At 64.0% G+C, this 22,175-nt stretch carries 19 protein-coding genes and 1 pseudogene; 15 read left to right on the top strand and 5 right to left on the bottom strand.

The window, feature by feature from the left end; all coding sequences use genetic code 11:
• Positions 1-2 precede the first annotated feature (2 nt).
• The gene (locus SS05631_RS24570) at positions 3-1,229 is read left to right on the top strand and encodes a 2-oxo acid dehydrogenase subunit E2 (protein ID WP_037416617.1); all 1,227 of its coding nucleotides are present in this window, start codon (positions 3-5) and stop codon (positions 1,227-1,229) included.
• 77 nt (positions 1,230-1,306) lie between these two features.
• Here the strand turns inward: SS05631_RS24570 and SS05631_RS31155 are convergent, their stop codons facing one another.
• Complete coding sequence (locus SS05631_RS31155; protein WP_157213159.1) at positions 1,307-1,462, bottom strand: hypothetical protein; 156 nt, start codon at positions 1,460-1,462, stop codon at positions 1,307-1,309.
• A gap of 323 nt (positions 1,463-1,785) precedes the next feature.
• Between SS05631_RS31155 and SS05631_RS24575 the strand changes: the two genes are divergently transcribed.
• The 7 genes from SS05631_RS24575 (at position 1,786) to SS05631_RS24605 (ending at position 10,888) form a co-directional block, all read left to right on the top strand.
• Positions 1,786-2,376, top strand: a complete 591-nt coding sequence (locus SS05631_RS24575; protein ID WP_037416578.1) for an ANTAR domain-containing response regulator — start codon at positions 1,786-1,788, stop codon at positions 2,374-2,376.
• Between the two features lie 106 nt (positions 2,377-2,482).
• Positions 2,483-3,727, top strand: coding sequence for a CmpA/NrtA family ABC transporter substrate-binding protein (locus SS05631_RS24580; RefSeq protein WP_244412130.1), 1,245 nt, complete (start codon positions 2,483-2,485; stop codon positions 3,725-3,727).
• 355 nt (positions 3,728-4,082) lie between these two features.
• Positions 4,083-4,277, top strand: a complete 195-nt coding sequence (locus SS05631_RS24585; RefSeq protein WP_037416572.1) for a hypothetical protein — start codon at positions 4,083-4,085, stop codon at positions 4,275-4,277.
• A 7-nt stretch (positions 4,278-4,284) separates the two neighbouring features.
• Positions 4,285-6,747: a nitrite reductase large subunit NirB gene (gene nirB / locus SS05631_RS24590; RefSeq protein WP_037416569.1), complete on the top strand. Its 2,463-nt coding sequence runs from the start codon at positions 4,285-4,287 to the stop codon at positions 6,745-6,747.
• Between the two features lie 10 nt (positions 6,748-6,757).
• A complete protein-coding gene (nirD, locus tag SS05631_RS24595; RefSeq protein ID WP_037416566.1) occupies positions 6,758-7,090 on the top strand; it encodes a nitrite reductase small subunit NirD in 333 nt (110 codons plus the stop codon).
• A 2-nt stretch (positions 7,091-7,092) separates the two neighbouring features.
• Complete coding sequence (locus SS05631_RS24600; protein ID WP_037416563.1) at positions 7,093-9,750, top strand: nitrate reductase; 2,658 nt, start codon at positions 7,093-7,095, stop codon at positions 9,748-9,750.
• Complete coding sequence (locus SS05631_RS24605; RefSeq protein ID WP_037416559.1) at positions 9,722-10,888, top strand: SAM-dependent methyltransferase; 1,167 nt, start codon at positions 9,722-9,724, stop codon at positions 10,886-10,888. The genes SS05631_RS24600 and SS05631_RS24605 overlap by 29 nt, the downstream gene beginning before the upstream one ends.
• An 8-nt stretch (positions 10,889-10,896) precedes the next feature.
• On the opposite strand, the gene SS05631_RS24610 is transcribed toward SS05631_RS24605, so the two are convergent.
• On the bottom strand, positions 10,897-11,361 hold the full coding sequence (locus tag SS05631_RS24610; RefSeq protein WP_037416556.1) for an NUDIX domain-containing protein: 465 nt from the start codon (positions 11,359-11,361) through the stop codon (positions 10,897-10,899).
• A gap of 106 nt (positions 11,362-11,467) precedes the next feature.
• Positions 11,468-11,921: pseudogene (locus SS05631_RS24615) on the bottom strand (pyridoxamine 5'-phosphate oxidase family protein).
• Between the two features lie 369 nt (positions 11,922-12,290).
• Here SS05631_RS24615 and SS05631_RS24620 point away from each other — a divergent pair.
• Positions 12,291-12,602 carry a hypothetical protein gene (locus SS05631_RS24620; RefSeq protein ID WP_234819616.1) on the top strand — a complete coding sequence of 104 codons (312 nt, stop codon included), beginning with the start codon at positions 12,291-12,293 and terminating at the stop codon, positions 12,600-12,602.
• A gap of 25 nt (positions 12,603-12,627) precedes the next feature.
• Here SS05631_RS24620 and SS05631_RS24625 read toward each other — a convergent pair whose 3' ends face one another.
• Both SS05631_RS24625 and SS05631_RS24630 read right to left on the bottom strand, forming a co-directional pair.
• Positions 12,628-13,401, bottom strand: a complete 774-nt coding sequence (locus tag SS05631_RS24625; RefSeq protein WP_037416550.1) for a slipin family protein — start codon at positions 13,399-13,401, stop codon at positions 12,628-12,630.
• Positions 13,401-14,783 carry a nodulation protein NfeD gene (locus SS05631_RS24630; RefSeq protein ID WP_037416547.1) on the bottom strand — a complete coding sequence of 461 codons (1,383 nt, stop codon included), beginning with the start codon at positions 14,781-14,783 and terminating at the stop codon, positions 13,401-13,403. Before SS05631_RS24630 ends, SS05631_RS24625 begins: the two co-directional genes overlap by 1 nt.
• A 302-nt stretch (positions 14,784-15,085) precedes the next feature.
• Here SS05631_RS24630 and SS05631_RS24635 point away from each other — a divergent pair, with 302 nt between their 5' ends.
• The 6 genes from SS05631_RS24635 to ugpC all read left to right on the top strand — a co-directional run bounded on the left by SS05631_RS24635 (position 15,086) and on the right by ugpC (position 22,155).
• Positions 15,086-16,090 (top strand): LacI family DNA-binding transcriptional regulator, encoded by a 1,005-nt coding sequence (locus SS05631_RS24635; RefSeq protein WP_037416544.1) that lies wholly within the window; start codon positions 15,086-15,088, stop codon positions 16,088-16,090.
• Positions 16,091-16,133: 43 nt separating this feature from the next.
• Positions 16,134-17,426: a sugar ABC transporter substrate-binding protein gene (locus SS05631_RS24640; protein WP_037416603.1), complete on the top strand. Its 1,293-nt coding sequence runs from the start codon at positions 16,134-16,136 to the stop codon at positions 17,424-17,426.
• Between the two features lie 89 nt (positions 17,427-17,515).
• Complete coding sequence (locus tag SS05631_RS24645; protein ID WP_037416539.1) at positions 17,516-18,472, top strand: sugar ABC transporter permease; 957 nt, start codon at positions 17,516-17,518, stop codon at positions 18,470-18,472.
• Entirely contained in the window at positions 18,465-19,358 is an 894-nt protein-coding gene (locus SS05631_RS24650; RefSeq protein ID WP_037416537.1) for a carbohydrate ABC transporter permease, read from the top strand. The genes SS05631_RS24645 and SS05631_RS24650 overlap by 8 nt, the downstream gene beginning before the upstream one ends.
• A gap of 3 nt (positions 19,359-19,361) precedes the next feature.
• On the top strand, positions 19,362-21,083 hold the full coding sequence (locus tag SS05631_RS24655) for a GH32 C-terminal domain-containing protein (protein ID WP_037416535.1): 1,722 nt from the start codon (positions 19,362-19,364) through the stop codon (positions 21,081-21,083).
• A gap of 25 nt (positions 21,084-21,108) precedes the next feature.
• Positions 21,109-22,155, top strand: a complete 1,047-nt coding sequence (ugpC, locus tag SS05631_RS24660) for a sn-glycerol-3-phosphate ABC transporter ATP-binding protein UgpC (protein ID WP_095678084.1) — start codon at positions 21,109-21,111, stop codon at positions 22,153-22,155.
• The last annotated feature ends 20 nt before the right edge of the window (positions 22,156-22,175 follow it).

Genomic DNA, 22,175 nt, shown 5'->3' on the forward strand with positions numbered 1-22,175 from the left:
GCATGGGCGACCTCATCGACATCAACGCCCCCATCGAGCAGGAGGGGACGAAGGCCGTAGTCCGCAACTGGCTCAAGAAAATCGGCGAAAGCGTGAAGTCGGGCGACCCGCTGGTCGAGCTCGAAACCGACAAGGTGACCCAGGAAGTCCCCGCCCCGGCCGATGGCATTCTCACGGAAATCCTCATGGAGAATGGCGCCCAAGCCATGCCCGGCGCCGTTCTCGGCCGGATCGGCAGCGAAACACTCGGTCGTGAGCAGGCCGCGGTGCCGCCCCAGGGGTCGGCCTCGAGGACGCCCGGCGATGCGGGGGCACCGCATTTCTCTCCCGCCGTACGCCACGCGGCCGAGGAATACGGGATCGATCCGACGACCATTGCCGGCACCGGCCGGGACGGCCGCGTCACGCGCACGGACATGGACAGGGCCTTCGCGCAAAGGCCGGAAGGCCGCGCTCCGGTGCCCGAGGCGAGGCCCACCCAACCGCCACCGCGGATGGAACCGGCGGAGAAGGGCACCTTGCTGCGTTCGCGAAAGATAGCGCACAGCGGCATGCGCAGCTCGATCGCCGCACATATGCTCTCGTCGGTGACCACCGCGCCGCACGTGACCGCCGTCTTCGAAGCCGATTTCTCGGCGGTCATGCGCCACCGGAACGCGCATAAGGCGAAGCTGGCGGCGGAGGGCATCACTCTCTCCTATACCGCCTATATCGTTTCCGCCTGCGTGGCGGCGATGCGCGCCGTCCCCGAAGTCAACAGCCGCTGGCACGAGGATGCGCTCGAAGTTTTCGACGAGATCAATATCGGCGTCGGAACCGCGCTCGGCGACAAGGGACTGATCGTGCCGGTGATCCACCAGGCCCAGGATCTCCCCTTCGCCGGGATTGCGGCGAAGCTGCAGGACCTAACTGCCCGGGCACGGGCAAACGCCCTCGGCCCCGACGACGTTAGGGGTGGCACCTTCACCATTTCGAACCATGGCGTATCGGGCTCCTTGCTTGCGACACCGATCATCATCAACCAGCCGCAATCGGCGATCCTCGGGATTGGAAAACTCGAGAAGCGGGTCGTTGTGCGCGAGATCGACGGCGTCGACACGATCCAGGTGCGGCCGATGGCCTATGTGTCGCTGACCATCGACCACCGGGCGCTCGACGGCCATCAGACGAATATGTGGCTCACCCATTTTGTCCAGGCCTTAGAGACCTGGCCCCATGAACGAATGTAATAAATGCTGACGTGCGGGTCATAGGCGGACCCGATGATGAGCCATCAACGGCGGCAGCCCGCCAGCGGCAGCACCAGCTAGCGCGAAGCGTTCGTCTTCTCGAGCTTCGGCACCGTCCAATAGCGGCCGTCACCGGAATGGCGCTCCGCGGCCCAGAGCGGTCCCAGCCAGATGAGCAACAGACCGGCCGCCAGCGGTAAAGCCAAAACCGTAACGAACAGGACAGCTTGCATAGCAACATTTCCCATGCTCTGCAGCCGTCAGCCTTGCTGACGGCTGCAACGTACAACCGGTCGGGTCTGCGAAAAGTTCCAATTGAGGTCGGCGCGGCTGTGCCCGCCAATCTTAGATGTAGGTCGGGAGTCGGGACCCAGCGAAACGACGCGGTTGCCCGCCGCCCCCGCCCACCATCAAAGATGGAAGTTACGGCCCATTTTTTGCGCAGCCAGGTGTGCATGATGGGGCATTTAGCCCCAAATTTGAGCAATTCGACAATCCGCAAATTATTTAGGCACAGACCTATTGCGAAAGTTGCTGCACTGCATCATGATGCAGCATGTCGCATCGAGATCTGACCATCCTAGTCATTGACGAGAACGCCATTCGCGCCTCGATCATCGAGGAAGGTCTGCGCGAAGCGGGCCACCGCAATGTTACGGTCATCCATGAAGTCCATGGGGTGGCGCGGATCATCGAGACGCTGCAGCCCGATGTGATCGTCATCGATATCGAGAATCCCAACCGGGACATGATGGAACACCTCTTCCAGCTGACGCGCACCGTCGGCCGGCCGATCGCCATGTTCGTCGACCGCTCCGATACGGCCTCGATCGAGGCCGCGGTCGAGGCCGGCGTCTCGGCCTACGTGATCGACGGGCTGAGAAAGGAACGGGTCAAGCCGATCCTCGACATGGCCGTCAGCCGCTTCAACGCCTTCAGCCGGCTGCAGCGCGAACTGGCCGAGGCGAAATCGGCGCTCGAGGAGCGCAAACTCGTCGAACGAGCCAAGGGCATTCTCATGAAAATGCGAGGGCTTTCCGAGGAGGAGGCCTTCACGCTGCTTCGCCAGACCGCGATGAACGAGAAGAAGAAGATCTCGGAAATCGCGCAGAGCGTGGTGACCGCCGCCGGATTGCTGATCCGATGAGGGACGGACGCCACGCGAAGCGAGCAGCGCGTCGGGAGAGACCGGAGTGAATGCATTGACGAATTTCGACGAGTCCAAGGCGAGCAAGCTCGCCGCCGGCGAGGCCCTGCCCGTTCCGTCCATCGTGGCAGCCGAAGGGCCGCGCACCGTGCGCGCCGGCTTCATTCCGCTAGTCGATGCGGCCGTGCTGATCGCCGCAGCCGAGTTCGGCTTCGCGCAAAAGCAAGGCATCACCCTCGATCTGGTGAAGGATGTCTCCTGGGCGAATATGCGCGACCGGCTGGCCTTTCGTCAGTTCGACGTCGCGCATATGCTCTCGCCCATGCCGGTCGCGGCGATGCTCGGACTCGGCTCCAACCCGTCGCCGACGATCACGCCCTTCTCGCTCGGGCGCGGCGGCAATGCGATCACCCTGTCGACGCGGCTCTATGCCGAGATGAGGAGGGAGGGCGAACTCGACGCGAGCGACAACGCTCTGGCCAATGCGCAAGCCCTGGCGGCGGTGATCCGTCGCGACCGGGCCGCCGGTCGTCCGCCGCTGACGCTTGGCGTCACTTATCCGTTTTCCTCGCATAATTACGAGTTCCGCTATTGGCTTGCCGCAGGCGGCGTCGATCCGGACCGCGACGTCAAGCTCGTCGTCGTACCGCCGCCGATGACATCCGACGCGCTGGCGGCCGGGGCGATCGACGGCTTTTGCGTCGGCGCTCCCTGGAACATGGTGGCCTCGGAACGCGGCGTCGGCCGCATCGTTGCGACCAAGCAGGACATATGGCCGTCGGCGCCGGAAAAGGTGATCGGCATGCGGCCCGACTGGGCCGAGGCCAATCCAGAGACCGTTTCGCGACTGCTCGTCGCGCTCGATGCCGCCGCCCGCTGGTGCGACGCGGCGGAGAACCGCGCGGCTCTTGCAGAGGTCCTTTCCGCGCAGCGCTACGTCGCCGCCCCCGTCGATATCCTGCGACGGGTGCTGGCCGGTCAATTCACCATCGATCCCGAAGGCAACCAGCGGGTGGTCGACGACTATTTCGTCTTCCACGCCGGCTCGGCCAATTTCCCCCGCCCGAGCCAGGCGCTCTGGACCTACAGCCAAATGGTCCGCTGGGGACAGGCGGCCTTGTCCCCCGAGGGGCTGGAGGCGAGCGTTTCCGCCTACCGGCCCGACCTCTACCGCCGCGCGCTCGGACAAGCGGCCCCGCCGGCGGAGACCGATATTGTCCTCGAAGGCGCAATGCCCGGCGACGGCTTCATGGATGGACACGTCTTCGACCCCAAGCGGATCGGGGAATATATCGAGAGCTTCCCAGTGAAGGCGGCGGGGCTTCCCCCCGCCTCGCTCGACGACGTCTGAGCGATAAGCTGCTCGTTTCAACGGCAGGGGCTTCCTTTGAATGCCGCATCGCACAAAAATTAATCACAACACACCGTGTTTATTTATTGGGCAGACCTGCCGCGCTAGAATTCCATTGCGAATTCAATGAGGTAAGCGAATAATCCGAAACTGGCACGACGTTTGCTTTTGTAAAATTGCTTTAGTCAACGGCGATTGAAAGCGAGCTCGGGCGCCGCCAGCGCCCGTCAAAGACACCGACGTCGCAAGGCTTTGCCTCCAAGGGATTTCTTACAGGTCCCGGAGCGCAAATGTCCAAGCGGCTTTTTTTTGTGCCGGTCCCGGACCGGCCGGCAAATTTTGAGGAAACGTGCACATGACCAGGACCTCGATGGGCGGGCCACTCCGCCGCAGTCCCCCGAAGACAGCCGCAACGGGCGCGTCAAACCGCGCCTATCTGCGGGACCGGGTTTTGGCCATCCATCCGATCCTCAATCGAACCCACCTGAACTGTCGCGAAGTCGTGCTCTCTCTCGCCGAGCGACGCCACTTCGTCGAAGCTGCGGAGTAATTACCCAATGGCTGAAAGCACCCTTGAAAAACTCGTCATCATCGGCAACGGCATGGCGCCGGGCCGGATGCTGGAAGAGCTCTTCGAAAAGGCGCCCGGGCGCTATCAAGTGACGATCTTCAACGCCGAGCCGCGTGTCAATTACGACCGCATCATGCTCTCGCCGGTACTGTCCGGCGAGAAGGACTACGAAGAGATCATCATCCATGGCGACGGATGGTACATCAAGCACGGCATCACACTTTACAAGGGTCACAAGATCGTCGCGATCGACCGTTCCGCCAAGACCGTGACGTCGGATCACGGCGTCACCGAAAGCTACGACAAGTTGGTGATCGCCACCGGTTCGGTGCCCTTCATCATTCCAGTACCGGGAAAAGACCTGCAAGGCGTCATCACCTATCGCGACCTCGATGACGTGCAGGCGATGCTGCTCGCCGCCCAGTCGCGCGAGAAGGCGGTGGTCATCGGCGGCGGTCTGCTCGGCCTCGAAGCGGCCGCCGGCCTCAAGGCCCGCGGTATGGAGGTCACCGTCCTCCACGTCATGCCGACGCTGATGGAACGCCAGCTCGATCCGGCCGCCGGCTATCTCTTGCAGAAGGCGGTCGAAGAGCGCGGCATCAAGGTCCTGACCAAGGCGAACACCAAGCGGATCATCGGCGAAACCAGGGTCGAGGGCATCGAGCTCGAGGACGGCCGGATCATTCCGGCAACGCTGGTCGTGATGGCCGTCGGCATCCGGCCGAATGCTGGCCTCGCCAAGGATGCGGGGCTTGCGGTCAACCGCGGCATCGTCGTCGACGCCGGTATGCAGACTTCCGACGGCGACATCATGGCGCTCGGCGAGTGCGCCGAAGTCGGTGGAATGGTTTACGGCCTCGTGGCGCCGCTCTATGAGATGGCGCGGGTTGCCGCCTCCCACCTCGCCGGGGACCGCAAGGCCGCCTTCGTCCACTCGGACACGCCGACCAAGCTCAAGGTGACCGGCATCAATCTCTATTCCGTCGGCGATTTCGCCGATGGCGATGGGCGCGAGGAGATCGTGCTTCGCGATGCCACCGCCGGCATCTACAAGCGGCTGGTGCTCAAGGAGAACCGCATCATCGGTTCGGTTCTCTATGGCGACACCGCGGACGGCGCCTGGTTCAACGACCTGTTGAAGCGCGGCACCGATATCACCGAAATGCGCGACACATTGATCTTCGGCCAGGCCTACCAGGGAGGAGCCCCTCTGGACCCTACGGCGGCCGTTGCAGCCTTGCCGGATGATGCGGAAATCTGCGGCTGCAACGGCGTGTGCAAGGGCAAGATCGTTTCGACGATCACCGGCAAGGGCCTGACCTCGCTCGACGAGGTTCGCGCCCACACCAAGGCATCCGCCTCCTGCGGCTCCTGCACCGGACTTGTCGAGCAGTTGATGTCGCTCACGCTTGGCGAGAGCTACAACCCGGCCGCCGTGCAGCCGATGTGCAACTGCACCGAGCTCGGCCATGACGACGTGCGCCGGCTGATCAAGGCGAAGGGGTTGAAGACCATTCCGGCCGTCATGCAGGAGCTCGAGTGGAAGACATCCTGCGGCTGCGCCAAATGTCGGCCGGCCCTCAACTACTACCTCGTCTGCGATTGGCCGGACGAATATGCCGACGACTACCAGTCGCGTTTCATCAATGAGCGCGTCCACGCTAATATCCAGAAGGACGGCACCTATTCGGTCGTGCCGCGCATGTGGGGCGGCGTCACCAGCTCCAACGAACTGCGCGCCATCGCCGATGTAGTCGACAAGTTCAATGTCCCGCTGGTCAAGGTCACCGGCGGCCAGCGCATCGACCTGCTGGGCATCGAGAAGGAGGACCTGCCGGCCGTCTGGGCCGATCTCGGCAAGGCGGGCTTCGTCTCCGGCCAGGCCTATGCCAAGGGCTTGCGCACGGTGAAGACCTGCGTCGGCTCGCAATGGTGTCGCTTCGGCACCCAGGATTCGACCGGCCTCGGGATCCGCATCGAAAAGTTCATGTGGGGCTCGTGGACACCGGCCAAGCTGAAGATGGCTGTCTCCGGCTGCCCGCGCAACTGCGCCGAGGCGACCTGCAAGGACATCGGAGTCATCTGCGTCGACTCCGGCTTCGAAATCCACTTTGCCGGTGCCGCCGGTCTCGACATCAAGGGCACCGAGGTTCTGGGGCTCGTCAAGACCGAAGACGAGGCGCTCGAGCATATCGTCGCGCTGACGCAGATGTACCGCGAACAGGCCCGTTACCTGGAGCGCATCTACAAGTGGGCAAAGCGCATCGGCCTCGACGAAATCCGCCGGCAGATCATGGACGAAGCGGAGAAGCGCAAGGGCTACTACGACCGCTTTGTCTTCAGCCAGAAATTTGCACAGGTCGATCCCTGGTCGGAACGGGTCTCCGGCAAGGACAAGCACGAGTTCCGGCCGATGGCGACGGTCGGGTTCAACCAGGCAGCGGAATGAGGTGAGGACAATGAACTGGATAGCTATTGGCGACATCAGCGACATTCCGCTTCGCGGCGCCCGTTGCGTCAAGACGCCGATCGGCAAGATCGCTGTCTTCCGGACCGCCGAGAACGAGGTCTTTGCGATCGAGGATCACTGCCCGCACAAGGGCGGCCCGCTGAGCCAGGGCATCGTCCATGGCAACGCGGTCACCTGCCCGCTGCACAACTGGGTGATTTCGCTGGAGACCGGCAAGGCGCTCGGCGCCGACGAAGGCGCGGTGCGCACCATACCGGTCAGGAATGACAATGGCGCGCTCTCCATCGCGCTCGAGAACCTGGCACTGGCAGCGGCGGAGTAGGCATGGCGTGCGAGGTCAAGACCACCTGTCCCTATTGCGGCGTCGGCTGCGGCGTCATCGCCCGCGTGGGCGAGGACGGTGCGGTCAGCGTCAAGGGCGATCCCGAGCACCCGGCCAATTTCGGCCGGCTCTGCTCGAAGGGATTGGCGCTGGCCGAAACTCTCGATCTCGACGGTCGCCTGCTCCATCCGGAAGTCGGCGGCCGCCGGGCTGGCTGGGACGAAGCGCTTGACCTCGTCGCCGAACGGTTTTCCCAAAGCATCGCCGAACACGGGCCGGATTCGGTGGCCTTTTATGTCTCGGGGCAATTGCTGACCGAGGACTACTACCTCGCCAACAAGCTGATGAAGGGCTTCATCGGCTCGGCCAATATCGACACCAATTCGCGCCTCTGCATGTCCTCTTCGGTCGCCGGCCACCGGCGCGCCTTCGGCGCCGATACGGTACCGGGCACCTATGAAGACATCGAGCTTGCCGACCTCGTCATCCTGACGGGCTCCAACATGGCCTGGTGCCATCCGGTCCTCTACCAGCGCCTTTCGGCAGCGAAGGCCAACCGCCCGAAAATGAAGGTCGTGGTCATCGACCCGCGTCGGACGATGACGGCCGACATCGCCGACATGCATCTGGCGATCGCGCCCGACGGCGACACGGCGCTGTTCAACGGGCTGCTTGCGCATCTGGCAGAGAGCGGCGCCATCGATCGGGACTATGTGTCCGCCCACACGCAAGGCTTCGCCGAGGCCCTTCAGGCCGCGTCGGCACTCGATCTCCCTGCGCTGTCGGCGGCGACGGGCCTCACGCCCAAGCAGTTGCGCGACTTTTTCCGGCTGTTCGAAACGACGGAGAGGGTCGTCACCTGCTACAGCCAGGGCGTCAACCAGTCCTCCGCCGGCACCGACAAGGTGAACGCCATCCTCAACTGCCATCTGGCGACCGGCCGCATCGGCCGCCCGGGCATGGGCCCCTTCTCGCTGACCGGCCAGCCGAATGCGATGGGCGGCCGGGAGGTCGGCGGGCTGGCGAACATGCTTGCCGCCCATTTGGATATCGACAAGGCGGTCGACCGCGATCTGGTGCGCCGCTTCTGGGGAGCGCCGAGCATCGCCTCGAAGCAGGGCCTCAAGGCGGTGGACATGTTCCGCGCCGTTGCCGATGGCAGGATCAAGGCGCTGTGGATCATGGCGACGAACCCGGTCGTCTCCATGCCCGACGCCGACGCCGTCGAAGCGGCGATCAGGGCCTGTCCCTTCGTCGTCGTCTCGGACATGCAGCGGCAGACCGATACGGCCCGTCACGCCCATGTCCTGCTCCCCTCGCTCGGCTGGGGCGAGAAGGACGGCACCGTGACCAATTCCGAGCGGCGCGTTTCGCGCCAGCGCGCCTTTCTCCCCGCACCGGGCGAAGCGCGGGCCGACTGGTGGCAACTCGCCGAGGTCGCGCGGCGGATGGGCTTTGACGAGGCCTTCAGCCATTCGTCGCAATCCGAGATCTTCGCCGAGCACGCCGCACTTTCCGGCTTCGAAAACGATGGGCGCCGCGATTTCGACATCAGCGCCCACGCGGCGATCGACCGGGCGACCTATGACGAGCTCAGGCCCTTCCAATGGCCGCAGCCGAAAGGAAGCGCGCCTCAGGTCAAGCGCTTCTTCGCCAAGGGCGGCTTCTATCATCCGGATGGCCGCGCCCGCTTCATCGCCGTTCAGGCGCCGCAGGCGCGCCGCACCAACGAGGCCTTCCCTTTGACCCTCAACACCGGCCGGGTGCGCGACCACTGGCACACGATGACCCGTACCGGCAAGAGCGCCCGGCTATCGAGCCATCTCGCCGAGCCCTTCGTGGAAATCCATCCGCGCGACGCGCAGAAGGCCGGCGTCTCGATCGCCGACGTCGTCATGCTCGAAAGCCCGCATGGCACGGCGATCGTGCGGGCGCTCGTCACCGAACGGCAGGCCGAAGGCAATCTCTTCGTACCGATGCACTGGAACGATCAGTTCGCCTCGAAGGCGCGGATCGACGCTCTGGTCCCGCCGGTCACCGACCCGGTCTCGGGCCAACCTGCCTCGAAGAACGTCGCTGTTCGGGCGAAGCGTTTCGCCGCAAAAGCCTACGGCTTCGCCGTTTCGGCCGAAAAGCCTGAGCAGTTCGACGCGGCCTACTGGGCGATCGCCAAGGCCGAGGGCGGATGGCGCATGGAACTCGCCTTCACCGGCGCGGACGGCGATTGGATAGGCTGGTGCCGGCAGGCCTTCTCCATTCCCGCCGATATCGACCCGATCGGCTATACGGACCGGACCTCGGGAGAACTCCGCCTTGCCTTCTTCGACGGCGACAGGCTGCTTGCCGCGCTCTTCCTCTCGCCCCGGCCGGTTGCGGTGGCGCGAAACTGGGCGGTTTCGCAGCTTGGCGTTTCGCACGCGAATCTCAGCAAGCGCTTCGCCATGGCCGCCGGCCGCCCCGGTGCCGACAAGCCCGACCCGGGCGCAACCGTCTGTTCCTGCTTCAGCGTCGGCGTCAACCAGATCACCGCGGCGATCCGCGGAGGCTGTCACAGCGTCGAAGCCATTGGCGAGAAGACCAGCGCCGGAACCAATTGCGGTTCCTGCCGCTCCGAAATCAGGGGGATCATCAATGCATGCCTTGCCGCCGCTGCCGAGTGATCGCGCCTCGAAGCCGCAGCGTGTCGCGGCACTGGCGACGCTGCCGCTCTTCTGGACGCTGAAAGGCAAGCGCGTCGTCGTTGCCGGCGGCAGCGACGGTGCCGCCTGGAAGGCCGAACTGCTTGCCGCCTGCGGCGCCGAGGTGCACGTCTACGCATCGCATGCGGACCTCGGCGACGGCTTTCACGACCTGCTCGGCCGCGGCGCCGCCGATCGGGACGGCTCCTTCGTGCGCCATGATCAGACCTGGCATGACGGCATCTTCGGCGATGCCGCGCTGGCGATCGGCGACTGTGAAGACGACGAGGAGGCCGAAGCCTTCTTCAATGCGGCCGGTGCCGCCGGTGTGCCCGTCAACGTCATCGACAAGCCGCAGTTCTGCCAGTTCCAGTTCGGGTCGATCGTCAACCGCTCGCCCGTTGTCGTGGCAATCTCGACCGACGGAGCAGCGCCGATCCTGGCGCAGGCGATCCGCCGCCGTATCGAGACGCTCCTGCCGCCGGCGATGAAGCGTTGGGCCGGCGTCGCCCAGGCAATCCGCGAACGGGTGAATGTCCGCCTGCAGCCGGGCGCTCAGCGCCGCACGTTCTGGGAGCGCTTCGTCGATCGGGCTTTCATCGAAACACCGGAGGAGGGTGTGGAGACGCGGCTGATCGCGGAGGTGGATCGTCTGGCGACGCCCCGCCCCTCCGTCGGCCGCGTCACCATCGTCGGCGCCGGCCCGGGCGACGCGGAGCTCTTGACGCTGAAGGCGGTCCGCGCCCTGCAGGCCGCCGACGTCATCCTCTACGACGAACGGATCTCCAACGACGTGCTGGAACTCGCCCGGCGCGAGGCCAGGCGCATCCTTGTCAACCAGCGAAGCCGGGATGCAGACGCCGGAGATGGAAGCAACGCGATTGTCGCTCTCGCGAGGGCCGGAAAACGCGTCGTGCAGCTCCAGGCGGGCGATCCGGCAAGCGATGCCGAAACGCGGGAGGCGGCCGCATGGCTCGGCCAACGCGGCATCCCGGTAGAGATCGTCCCCGGCGTCGCCGATCGCCGCCGCGGCGCCTGGGAGAACGGCGATGCGCAGGCGCTCGTCGTCGCAGGCATGGCCGAGCAGGCTCACGAGCGGCTCCGGGTCGCCGGCCATTAGATGGCATGCTATCGGCGGTTATGGCGGTCTTCCAAACGATCGATGAATGCCGTTTGAGCGGCGTTTATCTTTGCCCGTGCCTCCTCGAGCGTGAACCATTCCGCCCGATCAACTTCGGGGAAGGATTGCATGCGCCCGCTTCCAGGCGGCCACTCCATCTCGAACAGGTTGCTGCGAATGCTGGCGATGTCGAACTCGCTTTCGCCCGCGAAGGCGGTGATCAGCTTGCCGCTTTTCAGGCGCGCCTCGCCGAGCGGCTCCAACGGCCCCGTGACGGCGATGCCGGTCTCCTCGAGGAACTCGCGGCGCGCCGCCGCTTCCGGCTCTTCGCCCCCCTCGTATTCGCCTTTCGGGATCGACCAGGCCCCGAGATCCCGGTTGCTCCAGAAGGGGCCGCCGGGATGAACGAGCAGGACGAGAAGCGCACCGGCTTCGTATCTGTAGAGCAGGATGCCTGCGCTTTTCTTCGGCATGTGCGATCCTCCGATCGATAGTCCGGCGCCCGTTCGGCCTCAGCGGCCGGGGCAGGATACATCGTAGCGGCGGCTTCGGACGAATGTCCGTCGCGCGCACAGAGTTTCAGCCCCGGTCATCTGCCGCGGCGGCACGTCCGGTCATCTCGTCGATGCCGATGCAATAGAAGAGATGCGGCGAAGCGCCGAGCATCTTCTGCGGCGTCGGCTTCAATCCTCCGGGTTCCCACCAGTTGACGTGCTTCTCCAGAAGAGACCAGGCGTGCATGCGTTCGCGTGCCATTGTGGCGTTTCCGGAAGCTACCGATACTGGCCATAGAGGAGCACGCTCTTCCAGCCCTGCGCGCCTATAAACACGTCGATCTGCAGACATGCGGATTGACGCGCATCCACTCGATCTTCCGGCCCGGCATGGAGAAGCTGTAGAGGCGCCGGCCGGCATAGGCATAATGGATCGGAACGACATAGGGCCGGTCGTCCTTTGAACAGGCGAGCCTGGCGAGCCGCCCCGACGTCACGACAGCGATGCACTCCGCTTCACTCATTTCCCTGATGAACATGATGTGAGTCCCTTCATCAAGCGATCTAAATGCTTTAGTCTATGGCCGAAGCGCAGACCCGCCTTGACCGGCGTCAAGACGGATGGGTGCCGCGGCGGCGGCCCTGCGCTTCCAAATTGATGCGGATCAACGAGTGTGGGGACTGGCCGCCCTAGCTTGGTAGCCAAAGGAGACCGCCAATCCGGGTCGTAGAGGGCGCCGTCACGTCTTCCAAACGACGCCGATGGTCCTGCTCAATGAGTTTTGTGTGCCGCTGATACAGCGAGATGCTGCAGAAGAGGAGGCTCTGCGATGTCGAAGACAATATCCGACCCTCTTGCATCAGAGACATGGCCACGATGGCCGGTAGGCCCTGAAGGTCGATCGCTGATGCTTTCGATGGCCCGTTTCCAGGCGGACTTCTTGCAGACCGCCTTGCGGGGTCAGATCGAGGCGCTCACCTTCATGCAGAGCCGCAGCGAGCAGCATCTGCAGCTCTGGGAGGAGCTGCTCGCGTCGGACTACGCGCGCGACGGCTTCGATCTCTACTGCGCCTTCTGGCGCAACGCCTTTCAGGACTATTCCGACGAGACGGAGCGGTTCACCCGAATGGGGGCAGAGCTCGCCACCCAGGCGGCAAAGCGCGTCAGCGAGGAGCAGGAAGAACTGACCGAGAAAGTGGCGCGGCAGATGGTGATGTGACGCGCCGGGGGCCTCGCCGGCGCTGCTATTCCGAGGAGCGTCCGGTCTTGGCCGAGAGGATTTCGGCGATTTCCATCGGGAACGGGAAGATGATCGTCGAGTTCTTCTCGCCGGCAATGACATTGAGCGTGCTGAGATAGCGAAGCTGCATGGCCTGCGGCTGGCGGGCGAGGATCTGCGCCGCTTCGAGCAGTTTCGCCGCCGCCTGCTGCTCGCCCTCGGCATTGATGACTTTGGCGCGCCGCTCGCGTTCGGCTTCCGCCTGGCGGGCGATTGCGCGGATCATCGATTCATTGATGTCAACATGTTTGATCTCGACGGTCGCGACCTTGATGCCCCAGGCATCGGTCTGCACGTCGAGAATCTTCTGGATATCGTCGTTCAGCCGGTCGCGCTCCGCCAGCATCTCGTCGAGATCATGCTTGCCGAGCACCGACCGCAAGGTCGTCTGGGCGAGCTGGCTCGTCGCCGCCATGAAATCCTCGACCTGGATCGTCGATTTCTCCGCATCAATCACGCGGAAATAAATGACCGCGCTGACGCGGACTGAGACGTTGTCGTGCGAGATGACGTCCTGGCTCGGCACGTCGAGCACGCGCGTGCGGAGGTCGACGCGCACCATCTGCTGCACGTAAGGAAGGAGCAGGATGAGGCCCGGTCCCTTGACGCCAGTGAAGCGGCCGAGCGTGAAGACGACGCCGCGTTCGTATTCCCGGAGGATCCGGATCGCGTAGGCAATGACGATCAGCAGGACAAACAGCGCCGCGGCGAGCGGGACGAGACTTCCTATGAAGGGCATCAAACTCCTCCTCTTCTGGCTTCCTTTGCCCGGCGCTCGACTTCGAGCGTCAAGCCGTCCCGGCCGACGACCATCACGTCCTCGCCGGGGCCTAGCGGATCGCTGCTCACCGCTCGCCAACGCTCCCCATGGGCGATGACGTAACCGTTGGCGCCTGCCCAGCTATCGACCTTGCCAAAAATACCGATCATCTGCTCGGCTCCGGTGGCGACCTTGTGCCGGCGGGACACGAAGGCGAGGCGGGCGACAATGAGGCTGAAGGCGAGGCTCGCGATCGCCACGCCGCCGAGAACCGGCCAAGACACCTGCAGCCCCGGCACGTCGGTATCGAAGAGGATGGCGGCACCGAGCACGATGGCAACGCCACCGCCGAGCCCGAGCACGCCGAAGGACGGCGCGTGCGCTTCGGCCACGAGCAATGCCACGCCGAGGATGATCAGTCCGATACCGGCATAGCTGACCGGCAGCACGGCGAGAGCATAGAGACCGAGCAGAAGGCAGATGCCGCCGACCGTGCCGGGCAGCACGGTGCCGGGCGACAGAAACTCGAAAATCAAGCCGTAGATGCCGACGAGCATCAGCAGCAGCGCGACATTCGGATCGGTGATCACCGAAAGGAGCCGCGTGCGCCAGTCGGGAAGCACGTCTTCAATTGAGAGCCCAATCGTATCGAGCCGGCTATCGGCCTGGCCGATGCGAACCGTTCGGCCATGGGCCTGCTTCAGCAGGTCCTCGACGGTGGCGGCGGTGAAATCGACGACCTTCTCCCGGACCGCCGCCGCCGAAGAGAGGCTTGCGGCCTCGCGCACGGCCTTTTCCGCCCAATCGACATTGCGATTGCGTAGCTCGGCAAGCCCGCGAATATAGGCCACCGCATCGTTGATCAGCTTTGCCTCGCCGGCGCTTGCCGGGCGTTTCGGAGCGTCGGTCTTGCCTTCCTCGGCAGGCTTGTCCTTGTCGCTTTCCTCGTCGCCGCCGAACAGCCCTCCGCCGATGGCGATCGGTGTCGCGGCGCCGAGATTGGTTCCCGGCGCCATCGCCGCCACGTGGCTCGCGTAAAGGATATACGTCCCGGCGCTCGCCGCCCTGGCGCCACTCGGCGCAACGAAGCTGGCGACGGCTACGGGCGAATCGAGGATGGCCCGGATGATGGCGCGCATCGAGGTGTCGAGGCCGCCGGGCGTATCCATCTGCAAAACCACCAGTGACACGCCCCGATCCTTCCCGCGCTGGAGTCCTCGGATCAAATATTCCGCGGTCGCCGGACTGATCGCGCCGTTGACGTGCAGCACCAATGCGACGCGCTCGGCCGCGGACACCGGTGGGACGGGAGAAGCGAAGGCCGACAAGATGAACAGAACAAGGGTGAGGATTCGGGACATCCGCCGTCAAGCCTCTGGTTGCGCTACGGGCCGAGCGGGAGTATGGATCGGACGCTATCCTACCCGCTCTCTACCTTTCGTCGAAATTCATGGTTTCTAATATAGGTTAGAACGGCAAAAAGCGTAAGGGATCTAGTCTCGATGCTCTGCCGCGAAAGTTGTATCGAGATGATGCCGCATAGATTTTTGCACTTGCCGGGAACGCATGAGAAGAGGCGGCGACGAGGCAGTCAAGGTCTGTGATTGACTCCGTCCGTTTGATGATGGTATTACTTGAGTAATCGTTAACCCAAGGAAACACAGTGACGATTTCGTTGAGCGACATAGCCGAGCGTGCAGGCGTTTCCGTCAAGACCGTATCGGGTGCTCTTCATGGTGGCTCGGCCCGGATGTCGGAAGAGACGCGGCAGCGGATCAAGGAGATCGCCGAGGAACTCGGCTATGTCACTAATCTCGCCGCACGCAGCATGCGGCAGGGCTGGATGCCGCTGATCGGCGTCGTCGCCGACGAGTTGATCACCTCGCCTTTCGCGACCGAAATCATCCGCGGGCTCGACGGTGCGGCGCGGGCCTCAGAGATGGCCGTCTTCGCGATGACGCTCAGCGGTAGTCGCGACGTTGCTTCGGTGGTGGAGGAAGTCCGCCGCTTCCGCCCGCGGGCGATCGCCTATGCCGCGATGTACCACAAGACCGTCACGCTGCCGGAGGAGTTTGCCGGCACCGTCGGGGTGATGATCAACTGTCGTGAGGCGAGCGACCGCGTCACGTCTCTCGTGCCGGACGAGGTCGGCGCGGCGCATGAGATCACCAGCTACCTGATCGACGCAGGGCGGCGCAACATCGCCTTCATCAACCTGCCGGGCCTGCTCGCCGGCGACCTGCGCGAGATCGGCTTTCGCCAGGCGATGACGGAGGCCGGTCTCGATGGCGCCGGCGCAAGGGTGTTGCCGGCGGTGCGGCGCGCCACCTACAGCGACCGGGCGCCGAGCCTCGTCCACTCCCACGTCACCGAACTGATGCGCGGGCCTGACCGCCCGGATGCAATCCTCTGCGGCAACGACCGGGTTGCGATGGAGGTCTATGCCGCCCTGCGCCGGGTCGGCGCCGAGATCCCGGACGACGTCGCCGTCGCCAGCTTCGACAACCAGGTCGATATCGCCTCGCGCCTCGATCCGCCTTTGACGACCATGGCCCTGCCCCATCGCACGATGGGCCGCATGGCAGCCAACATTCTGCTGACCAATGATGCGGTGCCGGGAGAAGTGCGAAAGTTGCCGTTCCAATTGGTGGAGCGGCTATCCGTATGAATTTAGTTGCAGCGTAAAAACCCGTTGAGGAGGAGTGACTATGATGGGTAATCGTTTACTTTCACTACTGGAGGCATCGGCGGCCCTGGGTCTGCTGATGGGCCAGGCCGAAGCCAATACCGTCATCCAGGTGATGCACCAGGGCGATCCCGGCTGGGTCTCGACCTATGGCGACGTCGCCAAGCGTTTCGAGGCGGCCAATCCGGACGTCGACATCGAGCTGATCTATGCGCCGCACGACGCCTATAACGAGAAGTTCAGCGCCGCCGTCATGTCCAAGCAGTTGCCGGACGTCATGGAACTCGACGCTCCCTTCCTCGCCAACTACGTCTGGTCCGGCTACCTGCAGCCGATAAAACCTCTGATCCAGCAGGATATCCTCGACGACATGACCGAGTCCAACGTCGCGCAGGGCACCTATCCGATCGACAAGGAGCTTTACGCCGTAGGCCTCACCGACTCCTCCGTCGTCCTCTATGGCAACAGAAAATACCTTGAGGCGATCGGCGCCCGCATTCCGAAGGGCGTGGATGACGCCTGGACGCGGGAGGAATTCGAAGGCTATCTCGACAAGCTCTCGAAAGTCGAGGGCGTCAAATGGCCGATCGACACGTTCCGAGGCTATGGCATCAAGACCGAATGGATCACCTATGCCTATGGTCCGATCCTGCAATCCGCCGGCTGCGACCTGATCGACCGCAAGAGCTGGAAAGCGGTCGGAACGCTCGACAGCGATCCGTGCGTCGATGCGCTGACGATGATGCAGAAATGGGTGAATAACGGCTGGGTCGTGCCGCAATCCTCCGGCACCAACCAGTTCTTCGCCGAGGGGCATCCGGCCGCGCTGGCGTTCGGCGGCCACTGGATCTATGCGGAAGCCGCCGCCTCGATGAAGGACGACATCGTCGTCATGCCGCTGCCGAAGTTCGGGCCGAAAGGCGCGAGCCCGAACGGCACCTGGATCTGGGGCATCACCACCGCCTCCGAGCATCCCGATATTGCCGGCAAGTTCGTGAGCTTCATGCTGAAGGACAAGCAATATCGCGACTATGCCAGGGAGGATTCCGCCTATCCGGGGCTGAAGAGCTTTGCCGCCGATTCTCCCTTGTATAGCACCGGCGGCCCGATGGCCGTCGCCTTCGAGCAGGCATCGAAGACCGCGATCGCACGGCCGCCGCATCCGGCCTATCCGGCGATCACCTCGGCCTTCATGGGAGCCGTCGACGAGATCTTCAACGGCGGCGACGTCAAGGCGGCGCTCAGCGCAGCGGCAGAGAAGATCGACGAGGACATCGAAGAGAACGACGGCTACCCGCCCTTCGACGAACAGCAGTAACGCTGACGGGCGACCGCTCGCCCAATTCGCGCGGTCGCCCAATCGGTCGCAGAGGCGATCGACTTACGCGATTGAATGAGGAGGAGATCATGACCTTGCAGCAACCGGCGCTGACCGCGACGGCAGCCCTGGCGCGCCCTGCCCAACGCAAAGACAAGGGACGCAGGGATCGGGGCCGCCTGTTCCAGGAAATCGGCATGCTTGCGCCGGCGGTGGTGCTCTTGGCGATCTTCCTGATCGTGCCGTTCCTCCTGTCGTTCTGGACGGCGATGACCAACCAGCCGCTGGTGCCGCGTCCGACACCTGTCCGCTTCATCGGCCTCACCAACTTCCTGAGGATCTTGAAGGACGACCTGTTCTGGACCTCGCTCTGGAACGTCTCGCGCTTCACCTTCTGGATTCTGCCGGTGCAATGCGGGCTCGCCTTCGCGACCGCCCTGCTGCTGCATCAGAAGCTGCCCTTCCGCAACTTCTTCCGCGGGCTGTTCTTCCTGCCCGCCATCACCTCGATGGTCGTTGTCTGCGTCATCTGGGGAACACTGTTCCAATACCCGACCGGGCCGCTCAACCAGGTGATCGGGTTCCTCTCCGGTGGCCGTATCCAGCCGATCGACTGGCTCGGCGACCCCAACTGGGCGATGTTCTCGATCGTGCTGCTCTCGGCCTGGCAGGCCTACGGCTTCCAGATGATCGTCTATCTTGCCGGCCTGCAGGGCATACCGGACGAGCTCTATGATGCCGCCCGCATCGACGGCGCCAATGCCTTCCAGCGCTTCTGGCACGTGACCATGCCGGGCCTGAGGCCGACGCATGTCTTCGTGCTGGTGATCACCACCATCCAGGCCTTCAAGCTCTATACTCAGGTCGCGGTCCTGACCCAGGGCGGACCGAAAAGCAGCACCGAAACCGTGGTGCATTACATGGTGCGAACCGGCTTCGAGGAGCAGAAGCTCGGGCTTGCCTCGGCCGTGTCGGTCATTCTGTTCCTCATCGTTCTCGTTATCGCGCTGCTGCAGCGCCAGCTTCTGAGGCGTTTCGATGTCTGATCTCGTCCTTTCCACAACACCGTTGGAGGTAGAGCGTGAGCGCTCCGCTGTCGGTACGCTGCGCCTCGTGCAGACCGCCTGCATCCTCGTCATCGCGCTCGTCATCATCTCGCCGCTGTTCATGCTGCTGGTGGCGAGCCTCAAGGATGATCGCTTCCAGATCCTCGCCGATATGGGCAGTTTCCGTGCCTTCTGGGTGTCGAACCCGACGCTGTCGAACTTCGCGGAGGTCGGCAACCTCTCGGGCGAGCTCGCCTACGGCCGCTACCTGCTGAATTCGCTGATCATTCTCGCATGCACCGTAGGCGCGGGCCTGATCGTCAATTCCATGGCTGGCTTCGTGCTTGCCTGGGGATCGCTGCGCGGGCGGGCCTTGATGCTGTCGGTCGTCATCGCCCTCTATGTCATCCCGCAGGAAAGCATCATCATGCCGCTCGTCATCATGGTGTCGCGCGCCGGCATGACCGACACCTTCACGGTGCAGATCGTGCCCTGGGTCGCCAGTCCGCTCTACATTTTCCTGTTCTACCAGTTCTTCGCCCAGCTTCCGAAGGAGCTCTTCGAGGCCGCTGAGATGGACGGTGCTTCCGTCTTCCGCATCTATCGCTCGATCTTCCTGCCGCTGAGCCTGCCGGCGCTCGCCACCGTCTCGATCCTCATGGGGATCGAGGCCTGGAACCAGTATCTCTGGCCGATCCTGGTAACGCAGACCGACTACGCGCGGCCGATCGCCGTCGCCATCGCCACCTTCTTCGGCCAGGACAGCATCTACTGGGATCGTGCCATGGCGGCCTCGGTCCTGATGATGATCCCGATCCTCGCCCTCTATCTCGTCTTCCAGCGCTGGTTCGTAAGTTCCTTCGTTGGCTCCGCCGTGAAAGGTTGATCAATGACAAGCCATGCAAATCCCTCCTCGCTTCTCGACGGCAGCCTCAAGACGCTGAGTGCCGCCCTTCCCGCCGGCACGACAATCCATGCGTGGCTGAAGGCGATCGACGCGGGAACGCCGGCTGAGCTTAGAGCCGATCAGGAAGGACGCGACGCCGGTCGTCTGATGGCTCGCAACAGCGAGGAATTCGAGTTCCAATCGCTGGTGATCGAGAGCGGCGGCGAAACGACATTGACCTATGACGCGACGACGACCACCCTGTCCGTCGTCTATGCCTTTTCGGAAAAGGAGGTGCTCGAAACCGGCATCCGCATCCTCTTCACCGGCGAGGCCAATGCGGCACCCGCCGTTCCCGGCAGCTACCATTTCCGCCCGCCCTTCGGCTGGATGAATGATCCGAACGGCTTCGGCCGCTTCGGCGACAAGGTCCATCTCTTCTACCAGCACTATCCGCACAGCCTGCGCTGGAACACGATGCACTGGGGCCATGCGATCTCCGACGACTATCTCCGCTGGAGGCATCTCCCGGTATTCCTGCTGCCCGCGGCGGAGCTTTCCGCAAGCGCCGACGGCCGCGGCGGCGCTTTCTCCGGCTCGGCAATCCCGCTCGCCGGAGAGGAGGAGGGCATCCGAGTATTCTTCACCGAACAGGTCAAGGACCGCGCGCCGGAAGAGCAGATCCAGTTGACAGCTGTCACCCGCGACCAGATTTCCGCCGGACCCGCCGAGGTCCTTCTTCCCGAGCGTCCGGCAGGCCTCGACCTGACACTCGATTTCCGTGATCCCTATGCGATCAGGGGTCCGGACGGCCGCTGGAAGATGCTCATCGGCAGCCGTGACCACGCCGGCGGCGTCATCCTGCTCTACGAGACCGTCGATCCAGCGGCGGCTGGCGGCTGGACCTTCGTCGGCATCCTGCACCGCGAGGACCGTTTTGGCATGACGGCGGCCGAATGCCCGTGCATCGTTCCGGTCGACGGGCCGGCTGACGATCCGCAGACCCGCTGGGCGCTGATTTTTGGCCTCTTGACAAGCCGCGACCCGGCGACCGGCCGCCGCAACATCACGATCGCGACCGTCGGTCGCTTCGACGGCCGGAGCTTTACCAGGGAATTCGAGCAGGAACTCGACTTCGGCACCGACGCCTATGCCTTTCAGGCATTTGTCGACCAGTCTGGGCCAGTCGGCATCGCGTGGCTGGCGAATTGGACGGAGATTTCGAAGAAGGCCGATTTCCCGACCGCCATGACGCTGCCACGCCGCGTGCTGATCACAGACGGCGCTCTGTCGACACCGCCTGTCGACGCCGTCGACAGCCTGCGAAAACACCTGATCGACGAGGCCCGGCTATGGTCCGGCGAAACGGTCGCGCTCGGCAACGGCGCCGTCGAGATCGTCATCGACCTTGCGGCCCCAGGCGCGGCCTTCGATCTCGAATTCGACCATCCTGAAGTCGAACTCGGCCTAAGGCTCGACCAAAAGGGCCTGAGCATCCTCTATGACGTTCCGGACGGCAAATGGCTGCCGCGCTACATTGCGACCGGCGCGCGTCCCTCGACACTTCGGATCTTCCTGGACAAGGGATCGATCGAGGTCTTTGCCGACAACGGCCGCTGGACCGGGACGAAGCGCCTGTCTGGCTTCGCGGGCGTCCGCTCGGCACGCCTCGCCGCACCGGACGGCAATGTCACTGCCGCATTGATCTGGCAGCTTGAGCTCTGAAAGAACAGGAAGGGAGGAATCAACGATGGCATCCGTCACGATCGAACAGGTTCGCAAGCAATACGGCGCCGTGCCGGTGATCCACGGCGTTTCGGTGGACATCGAGGATGGCGAGTTCGTCACCCTCGTCGGCCCCTCCGGCTGCGGCAAGTCGACCCTTCTGCGCATGCTCGCCGGGCTGGAGGACATCAGCGGGGGCGAAATTCGCATCGGCGGGCGGGTCGTCAATGACGTCGCGCCGAAGGAGCGGGATATCGCCATGGTGTTCCAAAGCTATGCGCTCTATCCGCACATGACGGTCGCGGAGAACATGGGCTTCGCGTTGAAGCTCAAGGGTGAAGGCAAGGCGGCGATCGAAAAGCGCGTGCGCGAAGCGGCCGACGTCCTGGCGCTCGGGCCGTTGCTCGACCGTCTGCCGAAACAGCTCTCCGGCGGCCAGCGCCAGCGCGTCGCGATGGGGCGCGCGATCGTCCGCCATCCGCAGGTCTTCCTGTTCGACGAACCGCTGTCGAACCTCGACGCCAAGCTGCGCGTCACTATGCGCGCCGAGATCAAGGACCTGCACCAGCGCCTGAAGACGACGACCGTCTACGTCACCCACGATCAGATCGAAGCGATGACCATGGCGGACCGGATCGTCGTCATGCGCGGCGGCAATGTCGAGCAGATCGGCAAACCGCTCGAGCTTTACGACCGTCCGGCCAACACCTTCGTCGCGGCCTTCATCGGCTCGCCGGCAATGAACCTCTTTGAGGGCTCGGTCGCGAATGGAGAGTTCGTCACGCGCAACGGCGCTTCGCTGCCGATGCCGGCTCGCTATCAAGTCGCAGCGGCGGCCATCTACGGCATCCGGCCGGAACATCTCGCCCTCGCCGAGAACGGCGTGCCGGCGACGGTGGTCGTCGTGGAGCCTACCGGCTCCGAAACGCATGTGCTCGTCAAGCTCGGCTCTGCGGAAGCCAACCTGGTCCTCAGGGACCGGATCGATCTTGAGCCCGGCCAACAAGTGCATGTCGCCCCGGACCTCGCCAAGCTGCATCTGTTTTCCGCGCAGGGAACGCGCGTCAACTGAGGCATCCGCCTCGACATCCA

Source organism: Sinorhizobium sp. CCBAU 05631, assembly GCF_002288505.1.
Lineage (GTDB): Bacteria > Pseudomonadota > Alphaproteobacteria > Rhizobiales > Rhizobiaceae > Sinorhizobium > Sinorhizobium fredii_C.